Below are 16414 nucleotides of genomic sequence, written 5' to 3'. Positions count from 1 at the left end.
TCGTGAGCTGTAGAGGTCCATGCAGGCCATCTGTGCAGTTCACGGGCGTTGGCGGGTGCGAAGTGTGCATTATCACCACACACGAGGTAACACGCGCGGCCAGACTTGAGCGTTCGCGCGCCGCCGAAGACGACGCATCGCACAAGCCTCTCCGCGAACGCCTGATCCTCCTCGTCTGACGAAAGGTCGGACCAGAACACCTGCCCCAAGGACAGGAACGTCAGACGTTCGTCCAGGAGAATAAGTTCGACCGGCAGTCCAGAGCCGTCACGACTCTCCGCGAAGATCAGATCCCCGCTCCCCAGAGCGCGTTTCGAAATTCGGCCGTTTGCCTGAAGCAGCCGCAAAATTGGGCGTGACTTCGATTCCTCGTTCAATAGAGCGACCTTCCGCGGAAGTGGTTTTACTGGCCCTTACCCGGTCCCGCAACCCGGAAGACGGAGTGGGAGGTTGTGCCGGTTCTCATTGGGCGGCATCCACGGCAGACTCAACGGGTCGTATACCGAGGCGGTTGATGTCAGCCCTCCGAGCTGTGCTCGCTAGTCACTCAGCCTCGCGAGCATCGCGTTCTGCCGGATTCTTCGCTCGCCTCTCGTTCCGTACGTAGCGAAAGATTTCAAAACACGCGAGAGTGACCATCAACGCCGCTGGGAACGGTATGAGCCACAACGTGTGCGGAAATATCGTGGACACGGTGACGAGGATTGACGCGGGGGCGATACATGCATACCAAACGAGTCGCCGCCTTCTAGTAAAGCCAGCCATGAATTGTTGCCTGTAATCATTCACTTGACGTTCCACCCTCGGCTCCCTGTCGAAAAATTCCCCCGCCCCGTCCGCCACCCCGCAGAGTTAGCTGAGCCGCTTCGGCCCACCACTGCTTTCAAAGCCTGAGCCGCAGCGGATAGAACCGCTTGACGGATTTTGCCGACGGCTATGCCCGCAGCGCCCGAGACCGGCGCGTTGATCACGTACCGGGCAGCATCAGCACCGGTAGTCCTATAGCCCATCGCGCGGTCAGCGACGAAGTGCGGAACAACATTCATCATCAGGCCGAACGCGGCGCCGGCTGCGAAAGCGCACCCGACGCCGACCGTTCCAGCACATACGGCGACTGTGGCGGCGACTGTCAAAGCTCCCGCAGCGATGTTGATAGCCACGTGAACAAGCTCACGCCGGTTATCCCAAACCCACTTATTGGCGGCTTTGAGCGCCTGACCGGCCACGCTCGCGATGTCATCCCACCAGGCGCGCCCGCTCAGGTCGCTGTATCCGATCGGATCCGTGGGCCACACATAGTCGTTGTCGACGCCACCCTCGACCGGGTCGACCTGCAGGAACCGACCCAGCGTCGGCACGTACAACCGGGCGCCCATCTCGACGATCAACGTGTCCTCGGTCGCCTCCACCAACTTCTGCGCACCCTGATGCCACCCCGAGGTCTCGTCGACCACACCCGACGCGTTCGCCGCAGCCGTGCCGATCACCAAGGTCGCGGCAACCAACGGCTGACCGAACGGGTCATACAACTGCACCCCCGTCGACGTCGCCCCGTCACCGGTCGTCAGGGTGTGCCCCTGCAACGACGGGTACGCCCACGTCGACGCCCCCGCCGACGGCACATCCACCGTCACCCCACCGGGCAACGACAGCATCCACACCGACGACGCATCAGCCGACACCACCGCCACCGGACTATCCCCGGCACCGGCACACGGGTACCGCTTCGTTACCGCCGGCGCATCTCCCGCCGGATCTACCGTGCGCGACACCACACGACCCGCCGCATCCCGCACCAACGACGTGCGCGAACCCTTGTGAAGCCGGGCTTCGCACGGTTACGCGGGTCAACCTTGATCTTCCTGTGCCGCGTGAACCATGTGCACTGATGATCCGGCGCCGGCCCGAGCCCCTGAAACCTGAGGTGCACTCCGTAATAACAGTTCGAGGGCGCGCCACGCGACAGCTGGCCTAATCTCCTTCAGCGCGTCTAGCGCGTCGGCTAGTTGCTCGACGACTCGTGAGTCGCGTGAGACTTCGCCGATGCCGCATCGGACAAGTCCGGCGATAACCTGTTCCGCTGAAGTATCTGAGTTGCTTCCGCGTTCTGCATCGTTCAAATTTCGGAGTGCATCGACAACAAGCCTCCCGGTGACGACAGCTTGCGGCGCAGAGACGACGCTTTGATTCGCGGAGGCCCATCGTTGACGCGCCGGACTCAGTAGTCCGGGCGCCGAAGTGGTCTCCGGGGAAAAAGGCCAAAGGATGGCGGACCGTACAGATACGGGACTGAAGTCTGACCGGGGAACAACATAGGAGATGGCCCCAGATCCTCCCGGCAGACTGTCTCGAATTCTTCGTAATTTGCTGCCGAAGTCCCACCCATAGCAATCGTTGACGATGTTGATCGCGAGCACCGCGGCGGCCGGATTCAAGTCATATAGGTGGAAAGCGAGCCACTCCGACAGGAATGAGCCGAGTCGAACTGACCGACGAGCGGTGGCTGCGACCATCGCAGCGAGAGATCGTCCCCCGTCTGGCCACGTTTGCTCAGCGTCCATAAAGAAGTAGGCGATGAGCTGCCACCCAACCCACGCGACTTCTGCCGGAGTGGAAGCGGCCTCGAGCATCGCCGCGTAATACGGCCACGCCGAAGGGGCTGACTCATCAAAATAAAGCGCGACATCGTCACCGCCCCCGTCGGGCCGAAAGACGGATAGATTCCCGTAACCGACCGCCGAAAGCTGATCGTCAAGCATCATACGCGCACGCTCCGGCGTGATGACGTTGACTGCATCGTTATCCATAGCGATCCCCGACCTGTCCTAGTTCACTCTCTTGGTCATACCGCCACCGCCGCCACCACGGCCGCCGTATCCCCACCCCCCGAAGCCCCAACGCCCCATTGTCGGGTTGTACCGACTTGGCGCTGGTGGACGGGGTATCGGTTGCATCCGACCGTTAGTTACTCTGTGGCCAGCAGCACGCGCCGGCAAGACGATCGCAGACGAAGTTACCCGGCGGGCTTGCGCCGTCAACGGCGACGACCCGAAATTTCGTTCGTAGCGGGCCACCAACCTGTCCAAAGTTCGCTGCGCTCCCACAAGTCTTTCGACGTGGCCAGCGACGGTCCCATTGGGACCGGCTTTGATGTAGAGCGGGAGCTTCGAGTTATCGACTACGAGGTCCATACGTCGCCTGTTCACTTCTTCGAGCTTGCGATTGATTTCATTGATCAGCTTCGCCTCATCAGGCGTCTCCTCAGACTGCCCGCTCAGGTCGTTCTTCCCGACCGGATCCGTCGGCCACACATAATCGTTGTCGACGCCGCCCGCGACCGGATCGACCTGCAAGAACCGCCCCAGCGTCGGCACGTACAACCGGGCGCCCATCTCGACGATCAGCGTGTCTTCGGTGGCCTCCACCAGCTTCTGCGCGCCCTGGTGCCAGCCCGAGGTCTCATCGATCACACCAGACGCGTTCGCCGCAGCCGTGCCGATCGCCAAGGTCGCGGCATCCAACGGCTGACCGAACGGGTCGTACAGCTGCACCCCCGTCGACGTCGTCCCGTCACCGGTCGTGAGGGTGTGGCCCTGCAACGACGGGTAGGCCCACGTCGACGCCCCGGCCGACGGCATATCCACCGTCACCCCACCGGGAAGCGACAGCATCCACACCGACGACGCATCCGCCGACACCACCGCCACCGGACTATCCCCGGCACCGGCGTACAGGTACCGCTTCGTCACCGCCGGCGCATCGCCCGCGGGATCCACCGTGCGCGAGACCACACGACCGGCGGCATCCCGCACCAGCGACGTGCGCGAACCCTTGTAGGTGACCGTGCCGATGTGCTGGTTGTCGGCGTCGTACGAGAACTGCAGGTCGGCCAGACGGCGCGTGTTGCCCCGCACGTCGTACCAGATCTCATCCGCACCGAACCCGTCGGTGATCTGGTTGGCCCCGGCGACAGTGCCGCTGTTCGCCGTCGACAACAGCCGGTCGGCCCAGTCGTAACAGAACTGCGTCGTCGCCACCTGCGCCGTCGTCGAACCCGGCGCGGTGTACGCGTCCACCGAGCGCGTGCGGTTACCCGACGCCCCGGCCCACGCGTTCGGACCGCACCCGCCGGACGAGGCGAACTCGTACGACAGCTCGTGCCCGGGGATCTTCGCCGAGACCAGACGGCCCGCGCCGTCGTAGCCGTAGGTCGAGGTATACGACTGGGCTCCCCGGGTGAAGCTCTCGCGCACGATGCGCCCGGCCAGCGATCTCGTCACCTCGTCGGTGATGGATGCCGCCGAGGGGAACGACCACGTCTGCGAACCGATGCTGCCGCGGGTGTCGTCCCACGCCACGGCGAGCGCGGAGCCGCCCCGATACGACACCTGCGAGACCCGCTGCTTGGCGTCGTAGACGACGGAGGCGTAGGTCTCACCGCGGAACGACACCGAGGTGGTCTTTCCGTCGCGGTCGTAGGTGAAGCCGGTCGCCGATGAGGCGAGGCCCCCGCCGCTGGTGACGACCTGCAGCACGCGCCCGGTCAGCGGCTCGTACTCGGGCGCGGTGGTCGTGCCCCACACGTCGGTGTAGGCGATCACCCGGCCCAGGAAGTCGGAGCGCGTCGTGATCGACGATCCGCTCGATCCCTCGATCGCCTCACCGGTCACGACGACTCGGGTGCCCTCGGCCGTCGCGGTGTAGGTCGTGGTGACGGTGCGCGTCGCCACACCCGCGCCGCCGACCGACGTGTGCTGCGTCACACGACCGCGCGCGTCGACGGTGCTGCACGACCAGCCGGTGTCGCCTGTCACCCGCGTTCCCGCGGTACGCCCCATCACGTCATAGACGTAGGAGGTCACGATGGCGGTGCCCGTCGCGGGTGTGGGGCCGGTGGAGCTCCTCAGCATCCCGAACTGCCGCGTGCCGGCGGGTACCCCGCACGTGTCGGCCTCGAGCTGCTCAAGGTCGCCGTAGTACGCGCGGGTCGTCCTCGTGGCATCCGTCGTCGATCCCGAGGCGGCGACGGCAGGGAGCGTCTTGGACAGCTGACGCAGCCACCCGGGGCCGTTGATCTTCTCGAACGCCGCCGTGCTCTTCAGCGCCAGCCCGGCCGGGTCGACGACGTTCTCGGTCGCCTGTCCCACCACCGGGTCGGCGTAGCTCGTCGCGGTCGTGAGCGAGGGCGCGGCGGCTCCGGCGACAGACGTGCCGTCGGCGACGACCGTCGAGGTGACCAGGCCGTAGTCGGGTCGCAGCTGCGCTCCCGGCACGATCGTCAAGTCGCCGTTCGACGGCGTCGACCACTTCAGTTGCAGCGAGGCATACGACGTGACGTCGAAGTACTCCAGGCGGATCCGCTTCACCTCGCCAGCCGCGACGGTGAAGGCGGCGCTCGTCTCGTCGGCTGCCGCTTGTGGGCGCCACCGATCGGTCATCCGTACGTCGTCGAGCCACACCCGTGCGCCGTCATCGCTCGTGGTGCGAAGGCGGTAGGTGCCCGCCTCGGGGAAGGTGATGAGACCCGTCAATCGGAGCGACCAGTGGTCGGCCGAGATGCCCGCGATGGGCGCGGTTTCACCCCAGTCGCGGTCGACCGCTCCCCCGCTCACGCCCTCGAGACCGAGTCCGTACGCCTCGGGCTTGCCCGACAGCTTCTCGGTGTTCGAGTAGTACGCCGCCTGCAGGCCGTTCATGCCGCCGTCGTAGGTCGTGGTCGATGACGGGGGCACGATGCCGCATCCCTGCACGCTCTCGGGCTGTTGCACGGGCACGCCGTCGCTGCCAAAGCACGCGGCGGGTGCGGCCCCGTACGCGGCCACCGGCCGATCGGTGCGGTCGTAGATGCGCGTGGAGACGAGGCCCGTGGCATCCGTCGTCCGTCGCACGAGGTCTTTCGACGCGTCCCACTGCTGACTGGTCGATACGCCCATGGCGGTGGTCGATGCCGTCTGGCGCCACGACGCGTCGTAGGTCACCGTCTGCGACGGACCCGACAATCCCGCGATGGTCACGGTCGTCTGACCCGAGCCGTAGCCGTAGGTCCGGGAAGGACGAGCGGATGCCGTGACGCCGTCGGGAGCGGGAAGGGTCACGCCGACCGCGCGCCCGCTGTCGTAGGCGACGGTCGTCGAGGCCGGATCGTTCGCCGAGGCCGCAGCGGTGAGGGGCCGCCCGTCGTTCGCCGTGGCGTCGCGGATCTGGCTCAGCAGCCCTCCCGCGTTCTCATAGCCGAACAACGTGAGCTCTTCGCCGGGATCGAGAATTGCCGCGAGCTGTCCGTTGCCGTTGTAGAACAAGCGCGACTCGGAGCCGTCGGGGTACGCGATGCGGCACAGCATGTCGACGGGGGCCTTGGCGAAGCCGTCTCCGGAGCGTTCGGGGCAGGCCGTGCGATCGCCGTTCTGATAAGTGAAGGCGACGGCGCGCAGGTACTGGTCGCCGCTCTTCGACACCGGGTCGACGATCTGCGTGGTGACGCCGTTGGCGTTCAGCAGCGCCTGGGGTGCGGCGGCCTTGCGGACGTCTTCGGGCGGAGTGGCGGATGCCACGCGCCCCTCCTTCGAGAACTGGTAGACCGTCCCGTCTTCGTCGGTGAAGACGACCCAGCCGTTTCCGTCGAGCGAAAGCACGCCGTACTCGCCGGTCGGCGGCGTGTAGCCGCCGGCCGCGACCTTCGTGTACGTGTGCGACTTGCCGGTGACGTCGGTGAGGACGACCGACGCGTCGGTGATTTGGGCCGAGACCCAGCTCGCCGCGACCCCCGCGAGCGGCACCGACGCGCCCCACCCCTGCGGCAGCGTCGTCACGCGCTTCGTGAACCAGTCGGGCGGAACGTTCATGCGCGTGGGAGCGGACGCCCCCTCGGGCGTGTATTCGGCCCAGAGGTCGATCGACGCGATCCCGACGCTCTCGTAATACTCGACCTGGATCGGCTTCGCCCCGCCGGCGCCGGTGACGGTCGCGCCGTCGGTGGTGGTCTGCGAACCGTGCTGCCACCGGTCGATCAGCTTGCGTCCGTCGTAGGTGACCCGGATGCCGTCGTCGTGCGAAGCCCCGAACCGCACCTCGCGGCCGATCAATTCGGGCGGAAGGGTCACGAATCCGGTCCACCGCGCGAGGAAGTAGTCGGCGGGAAGAGCCTCGGCGGGCACGCCGGATCCCCACTGGAACGACACCGCGGGATCGGTGCGGACCATCGCCGGGACCTTGTCGGCGAAGGTGAAGCCGTCGGCGGCGGAGGGCGGGCTGCCGTTCACTCGAGCGTCGAAGTACTCAGCGAGCAACCCACGGTTCGCCTGCGGCACCTCTTGCGAGTTGTAGGTGAACGACATGCCCATCGCGCCGCCCAGGGTCTGCACCGTGGGCGAGGCGAACGAGACGTTGACGTTGCCGTTCGCGAGGTTGGTCGTGACCGCCCCGGCCGTGTCGAAGGGCGAGGGGCCCGAGGCACCGAGGCGCAGATCTGTGCGGAGGCGCCGCACCCACGTGTTCTCGGTCGTGGTGTCTTGGCCGTCGTTCGTGGTGACGGTCCACGAGTAGACGCCGTTGTCTTGCAGGGTTCCGACGGGGACGGTCCACGAGGCGACGCCGTTCACCGCGCTCACCCAGCCCGACGTGACCACGGCGCCCGAACGGGCGTCTTGACCGGTGGCGATCTTGAACTGGTACGTCATCGAGCCCCCGGTGCCGTCGGTGTCGGAGACCGCACCGACCTGCAACTGCGGCGTCAGGGTCGTGACGGTGGTCGGCGTCTCGGTGACCGGGGAGCCGGGCGTCGCGGTCGCGGCATCGGGTAGGGGAACCTGATTCGTCGTGAAGCGATAGACGGGCGACTGGGTCTCGGTCCTCTGGCCGAGGTGACCGTCTGCGTCATCGATCAGCCACACGCGCTAGTAGTAGGGCGTTCCGGTTCGGAGGATGCCCCAGGGCACCTGGTACTGCGTTCCCGTGCTCCAGCCCGACCCTGCGATCACATTGGACATTCCGGGGTCGGTCGCCACTTCGAAGCGGTACTCCTGCCGAATACCGCCAGGGTTCGTGGCGGTCAAACCGAGCGTGGGGGTGAGACCGACCCCCGTCTGGTCTTCGCGGGGCCCGTTGCCCCACACGTGTGGGTAGTCCCAGGCCTCGACCCACAGATCCGAGTAAATGCTCTTGAGCGAGTACGTCGAGCCCTCGTAGCCGCCGATCATGAACGCGGGGCGGTCTCCGGCGCGAAGCTGACTGGCCAGGCGGGCGGCGATGCCCTCGCCCTCTGTCGCCGTCTGGCCATCGCCGAGCGTGAACCAGCTGAGGTGCGGCCCCATGCCGTTGTACGAGAAGGCGCTGGCGTGCTGCACCCAGCCTTGCTGCGCCGACCGCGTGCCCCCGCCGTCCCACTCGATACCCATTGACGCGCCCAGGATGAACTTGCCCGGCAGCGAGCCGTAGTCGTACGAGACCACCGAGCGCCAGAACCTGTTGCGGTTGCTCTCCCGTGTGTTCCCGATCAGCGTCGACCCGTTACGCACGGTGCCGTCGGACTTGTACGCCGTGGTCGAGCGGGGGGTCATCACCGTGGGGTCGATGCGCACCGGGTAGACGCGCTCCGGGTCGCGCAGCCAGTCGCGATCGGCGCGCAGGGTGTAGCGCCACGAGCCGTCGGCTGCCTGTCGGAGCGACGCGTCGAGAGCGACCGTCGCGTCCTCGGAAGCGCCCTCCACGCCGCTCGAGTCGAACGCGACGGGAGTCGGGATCATCAGAACCTCGGCGCCGTCGGCATCCGTGAAGGTCACCGAATCCGCCTCGCCGAGGGTCGGAGTGAGAGCGCCGGCGTCGATGCGCCACGTCCACGACGTTCGCCACGTGGGTGCCACGTCGAGGACGACGGACTCCTTCACGGCACCGGGCTCGATGCGGTACTCGAGATCGGATGAGCCGACCACGTCGCGGTAGGTCAGCTGCTTCCAGTCGTCCCACCACCAGAACGGCGCCGCCACCTCACCCGGCTCGGCGCCCATCAGCGAGAACGACACGTCGTGGCCCTGTCGCGTCACCGTGACACCCGGCGCCTCGTCGGGACCTCCGCGGAAGACGGGAGCAAGGGGGTGGTCGTCGACGGTCCATCCTTCGCCGTCGCGCGAGACCGAGGTGTTGATGTCGGACCACGCGCCGTCGCCCTCGCTGGCGCGCTCCGGGTCGGTGGTCAGGCGCGTGATCTCGCCGCCCGACGGTAGGCGATAAGTCGTCGAGGTCTCGGACTCATCGATGATCTCGAGCCCGTCGGTCGACGGCGTGAAGCTCTGGTCGAGGGGCACCTCCGAGGTCGGCGGCGGAGTGACCGTCTCGACCGCCGAGGTCGGCACGTCGGTCGGCGGCGAGGGGATGTCGAACGAGCCCGCGGGCAGCTGCGGTGCGGTGGACGCCTCGTCGGTCGACGGAAGGGCCGGACCGTCGGTGACCGGTGCCACGGCATCCGGCTGCGACGCGGCCTGCGCGGCGTCGACCGGGACGGCGAACCCGACGAGGAGGGCGGCTGTCGTGACGACCGACACGACAGCGAGACGAGAGACAGAGAGCACACGCACCCCCGGGGCCCGCCAACGTGGCGGTCAACGTCGTCTGTATTCAGACGGCACTGATCGTGCGCATAGCGTTCATTCAGGGAACGGGCGTCGCTGCGGAATTCCGCGGGGCCGGCGCGGGAGAATCACCTGTCCGTTCAGCCCACTCCGGGCTGGTCACGCTGGGGTCCACCGGAAGGGGGACAGGCGCGAGTCGACCGCCTCGTACTCCGTCGCCCCGCGCATCTCACACGGCCGAGCGCGACCGCCTGAAGCGGCGCTCCCGCGCCGCCTCGCGCCCCGCGCGTCAGACCAGCCGCGCCGGATCCGTCGTCGGCAGGGCGCAGGCGAACGCCCGGCAGTCGTAGGCGGTCGCCTCGCCGCCCTGCGCCACCTTGCTCTCGAAGAGTTCGAAACCCGCCTCGGCGAACGCGTGAGCCTGGGCGGGTGACACGATCGCGACCACGTCGGCGTTCACGCGGCGCGCGGCCTCGGCGATCTCTGCATCGGCCTCGCCGACCACGACCACCTGGCGCGGCGCCGCCGCGAGCCCCACGGCGACCTCGAGGATCGCCCCGTGCGCGAGGGGCGACGACAGCGCGACCTCTGCGGCGGCGCGCACGAGCGACTCAGCCGCGTCGTGGTAGCCTTCGCCCGCGCCGAGGCGCCAGAGGTCGAGGGCCGCGGCCGCGAACACCGACGGACCCGAGGGCGAGGCGCCGTCGGTGGGCACGGCGTGCGACTGCATGCCCTGGGCGACGAGCACGGCGTCACCGCCTCCGGGTGGGTGGATGCCGTCGTCCCCGAGGCACAGATCGACGAGGGCCCGCGCTCGCTCGGCGTAGGCGACCTCACCGGTCGCGCGGGCGAGGGCGAGCAGGCCGCGCGCGAGCCCGCCGTAGTCTTCGAGCGTCGCGGGGGCGGCGGAGCGGATCTCCTCCAGCGAGGCGCGGCGCAGGGTTCCATCGTCGGCCACGTTGCTCTCGAGCACCGCGTCGGCGGCCCACCTGGCAGCTTCGACGAAGCGGGGGTCGGTGCGGGCGCCGGCGGCGGCGAGAGCGGCGATCGCGTGGCCGTTCCAGCCGCTGACGACCTTCGCGTCGAGCGCCGGGGGCTGCAGGCCGGATCGGTTGGCCGCGCGGTAGTACCCGCCCTCGTTTCGAACGCCGTCGATGATCGACTCGGAGTCCTGAGCGGCGGCGATGCCACCCGACGGCAGCTGCAGCACGTCGACGACGAACCGGGCGGCGTCGGTCGCCGAGGCCTCGTCGCCCGCGGCGAGGGCAACCTCGATCAGACCGGCGTTGTCGGTGAGCATGCGCTCGTAGTGCGGCACGCTCCAGTCGCGGCGGGTCGCGTAGCGGAAGAATCCGCCGTCGACGGCGTCGTGCAGATCGGAGCCGGCCATGGCCGCGAGCGCGCGGGAGGCGACGGCGGCGGCATCCGGAACCTCGGAAGACAGCGCGGGGTGCTGCAGGAAGCGCAGCACGGGGGTGTTGGGGAACTTCGGCGTCTCGAACGCGGGGCCGGCGGCGAAGCCGGCGTACTCGCGGTCTTCGCGCGCGGCGACCGTGCGGGCGGCGGCCGCGAGCTGGTCGAGATTCGGCGGGGCGTCGGCGGGGGCGGATGCCGCGGCCGCGAGCGCCTCGCTCAGCGATGCCCCGGTGGCGTCGACCTCGTCGCGGCGCTCGGTCCAGGCTTCGCGCACGGCGGCGAGCACCTGGCGGAACGAGGGCTGCGGGGGCCGAGGGGCGGGCGGGAAGTAGGTGCCGGCGTAGAAGACGCGCCCCTCGGGAGAGGCGAACACGGTCAACGGCCAGCCGAGGTGCGGGGTGAAGGCGGAGGCGGCGTCGAGGTAGGCGGCATCCACATCGGGATGCTCTTCGCGGTCGACCTTGATCGACACGAAACCGGCGTTGAGCTCGGCCGCGGTCTCGGCGTCTTGGAACGACTCCCGGGCCATCACGTGGCACCAGTGGCAGGTGCTGTAGCCGATCGAGACCATCACGGGGACGTCTCTCTCGGCCGCGAGCGCGAACGCCTCGGCCCCCCAGGGGAACCACGCGACGGGATTGTCGGCGTGGGCCCGCAGGTAGGGGCTCGAGGCGTTCGCGAGGCGGTTCATGCGCGCGGGTGCGCCGACGTCAATTGAGGTCGTCGGGGTGCGTGCCGACGCGGCCCGAACCGTCGCCCGGGTCGACCGCGTCGATCGCGGCCATCTCGTCGGCGGTGAGCTCGAAGTCGAACAGGTCGAAGTTCTCCTCGAGGCGCTCACGGCGCACCGACTTGGGGAACACGATGAAGCCGTGCTGGATGTGCCAACGCAGCACCGCCTGCGCGGGCGACTTGCCGTGCGCCTCGGCGGCGTCCTTGACGGCGGGCAGCTCGAACAGGTCGTACTTGCCCTGGCCGAGCGGGCCCCACGACTCGATGTGCATGTCGTGCTGCTGACCCCAGGCCGCGATCTCGCGCTGGCTGAGGGCGGGGTGCAGCTCGATCTGGTTCACCACGGGGGTGACACCGGTCTCGGAGACGATGCGCTCGAGGTGCGGCACGAGGAAGTTCGAGACGCCGATGGAGCGCGTCTTGCCCGACTCGCGGATCTCGATCATCTTCTGCCACGCGTGCACGTAGTTGTCGTTCTTCGGCGTGGGCCAGTGGATGAGGTAGAGGTCGACGGCGTCGAGCTGGAGCTTCTGCAGGCTCTCGTCGATCGCGGCGAGCGGCTCGTCGCCGTCGTGGCGGTCGTTCCAGAGCTTGGTGGTGACGAAGAGTTCGTCGCGCGCGATGCCGCTGGCGGCGATGGCGCGGCCGACGCCCTCTTCGTTCTTGTAGATGGCTGCGGTGTCGATGTGGCGGTAGCCCACCTCGAGCGCCTCGGACACGGCGCGCTCGGCGTCGTCGGCGGGCACGAGGAACACGCCGTAGCCGAGCTGGGGAATGGAGTTTCCGTCGTTGAGCTGAACAGAAGGAACGGTCATGTCTTCCACCCTAGAAGCGGCCTCCGACATGCGGATCGGGGTTGACGGCGGCCTCACGCCAAGGGAGCGGCGTCGGCGGCCCGGGCGAGGGCCTCGGCGACCAGGCGCACGTTCTCGACCACCGATCCGCCCGTGACGCGCACGCGCTGCTCGCGGTCGGACGCGGTCGCGGCGTCGGCGACGAACGGGGTTCCGGCGGCGACGGCGATGCCCTCGGCGGCGAGGTGCACGACGGCCGCGCGTTCGTCGCGCACCGGCATCCACACGTTGATGCCGTCGGGGTCGCCCACCTCGACCCCCAGGCGCCGCAGCGCGGTGGCGAGGCGGTCGAGGCGGTCGCGGTAGATGAGCCGGGCGGTGCGCACGGGCGCGATCGACCGGGAGTCGGTGAGCAGTTCGAGCAGCACCGCCTGCAGCAGGCGCGAGGTCCACCCGGGGCCCAGCATGCGCCGCCGCACGATGCGGTCGACGATCGCCGCGGGTCCGCCGAGGGCGGCGATACGCAGATCGGGACCGTGCGATTTCGAGAACCCGCGCACGTGCACGACCTGCGCGGGAACCCAGAGGGCGAGCGACACGGGCGGCGCCGAGGCGATAAGAGCGGAGTGGTCGTCTTCGATGACCGTGACGCGGCTGCCGCCGGGCACGCTCAGCAGCACGTTCGCGAGGCGGCGAGCGCGATCGAGCGACATCGAGGCGCCCGTGGGGTTCTGCGCACGCGGTTGCAGGATGACCGCCGAGGGCCGCTGCGCGAGCGCCCGGGCCAGGGAGGCGGGGAGCACCCCGTCGGCGTCGCCCTCGAGCAGCACCGGCACGGCCCCGGCCGCGTCGACGAGGTCGAAGAAGTACGGGAAGCCGGGCGACTCGACCGCGACGCGATCGCCGAAGCGCACGACCTGGTCGAGTGTGCGCGAGATGCCGTCAAGGGCGCCGTCGACCACGGTGAGCGCCTCGACTCCGCGCACGGGCCACTGCTCGCGCAGCACGTCGTGCAGGTCGGGCAGCACGGGGAGGTCGTGGTAGCGCCCGGTGTCGGCGCGGGGCCGCGCCCCGGCGAGCGCGCGCTCGATCGAGGGCAGCATCGCGGGGTCGGGCGTGCCGAGCGAGAGGTCGAGGCGCATCGCGGCGCGCTGCGGGCCGGACCCCAGTCCGCGGGGCGCTCCGGGTGCGGGGGCGACCGACATCCCCTGCACGCGGGGGCTCAACCACTCGCGGCGCTCGGTGCGCACGAAGGTGCCGGCCCGCCCGCGCGAGGTCACCACTCCCGCGTCGGCGAGCGCGCGCCAAGCTCCCGCGACGGTGCCCGTCGACACGCCCAGGGTCGCCGCGACCTCGCGAACGGTCGGCAGTCGGCTCCCCGGTGCCAACGCGCCCTCGCTGACGCGCCGGGCGATCTCGGCCGCGAGGCCTGCGGAGCTGCGCTCGACCAGCGATTCGGGTGCGAGCATCGGCGGCCCTCCCCCTGGCATCCGGAAACTCCCCCGCCACCGAACCGAGACTTTACGGCGGTGACACCGGGAGAAATCGTCGAGAAATGTTCAGGCGCGACAGTAACAGAACTCGAGCAGGCCCACAGGAACGAGGAAGCCCCATGACGACGGTGCGCGCAGCGATCACGCAGACGACCTGGACCGGCGACAAAGCGTCGATGCTCGACAAGCACGAGCAGTTCGCTCGAGACGCCGCCGCGCAGGGAGCGCAGGTGCTGTGCTTCCAAGAGCTGTTCTACGGCCCCTACTTCGGCATTACGCAGGACCAGAAGTACTACCGCTACGCCGAGCCCGTCGACGGCCCCATCGTGCAGCGGTTCGCCGCCCTCGCCAAGGAGCTCGGGCTGGTCACGGTGCTCCCCATCTACGAAGAGGCCCAGACCGGCGTCTACTACAACACCTCGGTGCTGGTCGACGCCGACGGCACCGTGCTCGGCAGCTACCGCAAGAACCACATCCCCCACCTCGACAAGTTCTGGGAGAAGTTCTACTTCCGCCCCGGCAACCTCGGCTACCCCGTGTTCGACACTGCCGTCGGCAAGGTCGGCATGTACATCTGCTACGACCGTCACTTCCCCGAGGGCTGGCGCGAACTGGGCCTGAACGGCGCGCACATGGTCTTCAACCCCAACGCCACCAAGCCCGGGCTGTCGAACCGCCTGTGGGAGGTCGAGGGTCCGTGCGCGGCCGTGGCCAACGGCTACTTCGTGCTGCAGCCCAACCGCGTCGGCCGGGAGGACAACGAGTACGGGGCGGATGCCGTGACCTTCTACGGCACGAGCCAGGTGATCGACCCGCGCGGCAACCACGTCGGCGCGCTCGGCTCGGGTGAGCACGAGGAGATCCTCGTGCGCGACCTCGACATGGACCTCGTGCAGCAGATGCGCGACGACTGGCAGTTCTACCGCGACCGCCGGCCCGACACCTACGGCGAGATCGTGGAGGCCTGAGATGGCGACCACCCTGATCTCGGGCGGCACCGTCGTCAACGCCACCGGCACGGGCGCCGCCGACGTGCTCATCGACGGCGAGAAGATCGTCGCCGTGCTGCAGCCGGGTTTGACCCTGCTGGGCCACGACCTCGCGGCATCCGTCGACACCGTCGTCGACGCCACGGGCAAGTACGTGATCCCGGGCGGCATCGACGCGCACACCCACATGCAGATGCCCTTCGGCGGTACCGAGGCCTCGGACACGTTCGAGACCGGCACCCGGGCGGCGGCGATCGGCGGCACGACGAGCATCGTCGACTTCGTCGTGCAGTACCCCGACGAGAACATCCTCGACCGCTACCAGGCCTGGCACGACAAGGCCGCCGGGCAGTGCGCGATCGACTACGGCTTCCACCAGATCCTCTCCGACGTGCAGGACACCTCGCTCACCGCGATGGACGAGCTCATCGCCGAGGGGGTGACGAGCTTCAAGCTCTTCATGGCCTACAAGGGCGTCTTCCTCTCGGACGACGGCCAGATCCTGCGGGCGTTCCAGAAAGGCGCCGACAACGGCGCGATGATGATGATGCACGCCGAGAACGGCGCCATCATCGACGTGCTCGTGCAGCAGGCCCTCGCCCGCGGCGAGACGAGCCCGTACTTCCACGGCACGACCCGCCCCTGGCAGGCCGAGGAAGAGGCCACCCACCGCGCGATCATGCTCGCCGACCTCACCGGTGCCCCGCTCTACGTCGTGCACGTCAGCGCGAAGCAGGCGGTCGAGCAGATCGCCGAGGCGCGCGACCGCGGTCTCAACGTGTTCGGCGAGACCTGCCCGCAGTACCTCTACCTCTCGCTCGAAGACCAGCTCGGCGCTTCGAGCGCCGAGTGGGGCGACTTCGAGGGCGCGAAGTGGGTGTGCTCGACGCCGCTGCGCTCGAAGCACGAGGGCCACCAGCACCACATGTGGCAGTCGCTGCGCACGAACGACATCCAGATGGTGTCGACCGACCACTGCCCCTTCTGCATGAAGGACCAGAAGGAGCTCGGCGTCGGCGACTTCTCGAAGATCCCCAACGGCATCGGCTCGGTCGAGCACCGCATGGACCTCATGTACCAGGGCGTCGTGACCGGGCAGATCACGCTCCCCCGCTGGGTCGAGCTGACCAGCACGACCCCCGCGCGCATGTTCGGCATGTATGGGCAGAAGGGCGTCATCCAGCCCGGCGCCGACGGCGACGTGGTCGTCTACGACCCGAACGGGCACACCTCGATCGGCATCGGCGAGGGCCGCAGCCACCACATGAACATGGACTACTCCGCGTGGGAGGGATACGAGATCGACGGTCGCGTCGACACCGTGCTCTCGCGGGGGCGGGTGGTGGTGGATGCCGGCGGCTACATCGGCGACAAGGGTCACGGTCGCTACATCAAGCGCGGCCTGAGCCAGTACCTGGTCTGAGAGG

The 16414-nt window shown here is 68.6% G+C and carries 9 protein-coding genes; 2 read left to right on the top strand and 7 right to left on the bottom strand.

Going from position 1 to position 16414, the window contains the following annotated elements:
* Positions 1–785: 785 nt before the first annotated feature.
* From ABXS86_RS16655 to ABXS86_RS16625, 7 genes are all read right to left on the bottom strand, one after another.
* Complete coding sequence (locus ABXS86_RS16655; protein WP_307212477.1) at positions 786–1691, bottom strand: RHS repeat-associated core domain-containing protein; 906 nt, start codon at positions 1689–1691, stop codon at positions 786–788.
* 156 nt (positions 1692–1847) lie between these two features.
* Entirely contained in the window at positions 1848–2807 is a 960-nt protein-coding gene (locus ABXS86_RS16650) for a hypothetical protein (protein ID WP_307212480.1), read from the bottom strand.
* 18 nt (positions 2808–2825) lie between these two features.
* A complete protein-coding gene (locus tag ABXS86_RS16645) occupies positions 2826–7889 on the bottom strand; it encodes a PA14 domain-containing protein (RefSeq protein WP_353665191.1) in 5064 nt (1687 codons plus the stop codon).
* A gap of 3 nt (positions 7890–7892) precedes the next feature.
* Positions 7893–9563 (bottom strand): hypothetical protein, encoded by a 1671-nt coding sequence (locus tag ABXS86_RS16640; protein WP_353665190.1) that lies wholly within the window; start codon positions 9561–9563, stop codon positions 7893–7895.
* Positions 9564–9852: 289 nt separating this feature from the next.
* Entirely contained in the window at positions 9853–11670 is a 1818-nt protein-coding gene (locus ABXS86_RS16635; protein WP_353665189.1) for a thioredoxin domain-containing protein, read from the bottom strand.
* A gap of 19 nt (positions 11671–11689) precedes the next feature.
* Positions 11690–12526 (bottom strand): aldo/keto reductase, encoded by an 837-nt coding sequence (locus ABXS86_RS16630; RefSeq protein ID WP_144834209.1) that lies wholly within the window; start codon positions 12524–12526, stop codon positions 11690–11692.
* A 53-nt stretch (positions 12527–12579) separates the two neighbouring features.
* Positions 12580–13974 (bottom strand): aminotransferase class I/II-fold pyridoxal phosphate-dependent enzyme, encoded by a 1395-nt coding sequence (locus tag ABXS86_RS16625; protein ID WP_353665188.1) that lies wholly within the window; start codon positions 13972–13974, stop codon positions 12580–12582.
* Between the two features lie 143 nt (positions 13975–14117).
* Between ABXS86_RS16625 and ABXS86_RS16620 the strand changes: the two genes are divergently transcribed.
* On the top strand, positions 14118–14966 hold the full coding sequence (locus tag ABXS86_RS16620) for a nitrilase-related carbon-nitrogen hydrolase (RefSeq protein WP_144834205.1): 849 nt from the start codon (positions 14118–14120) through the stop codon (positions 14964–14966).
* Position 14967: 1 nt separating this feature from the next.
* Positions 14968–16410, top strand: coding sequence for a dihydropyrimidinase (gene hydA, locus ABXS86_RS16615; protein WP_353665187.1), 1443 nt, complete (start codon positions 14968–14970; stop codon positions 16408–16410).
* Positions 16411–16414 lie beyond the last annotated feature (4 nt).

The organism is Microbacterium sp. che218 (assembly GCF_040436305.1).
Lineage (GTDB): Bacteria > Actinomycetota > Actinomycetes > Actinomycetales > Microbacteriaceae > Microbacterium > Microbacterium algihabitans.
This window is presented reverse-complemented; position numbering and strand designations above follow the sequence as displayed.

Excerpts from the sequence above, each read along its gene's own strand:
- ABXS86_RS16650 (WP_307212480.1), bottom strand. The coding sequence starts at position 2,807 with ATGGATAACGATGCAGTCAACGTCATCACGCCGGAGCGTGCGCGTATG.
- ABXS86_RS16635 (WP_353665189.1), bottom strand. The coding sequence starts at position 11,670 with ATGAACCGCCTCGCGAACGCCTCGAGCCCCTACCTGCGGGCCCACGCC.
- ABXS86_RS16630 (WP_144834209.1), bottom strand. The coding sequence starts at position 12,526 with ATGACCGTTCCTTCTGTTCAGCTCAACGACGGAAACTCCATTCCCCAG.
- ABXS86_RS16625 (WP_353665188.1), bottom strand. The coding sequence starts at position 13,974 with ATGCTCGCACCCGAATCGCTGGTCGAGCGCAGCTCCGCAGGCCTCGCG.
- ABXS86_RS16620 (WP_144834205.1), top strand. The coding sequence starts at position 14,118 with ATGACGACGGTGCGCGCAGCGATCACGCAGACGACCTGGACCGGCGAC.
- hydA (WP_353665187.1), top strand. The coding sequence starts at position 14,968 with ATGGCGACCACCCTGATCTCGGGCGGCACCGTCGTCAACGCCACCGGC.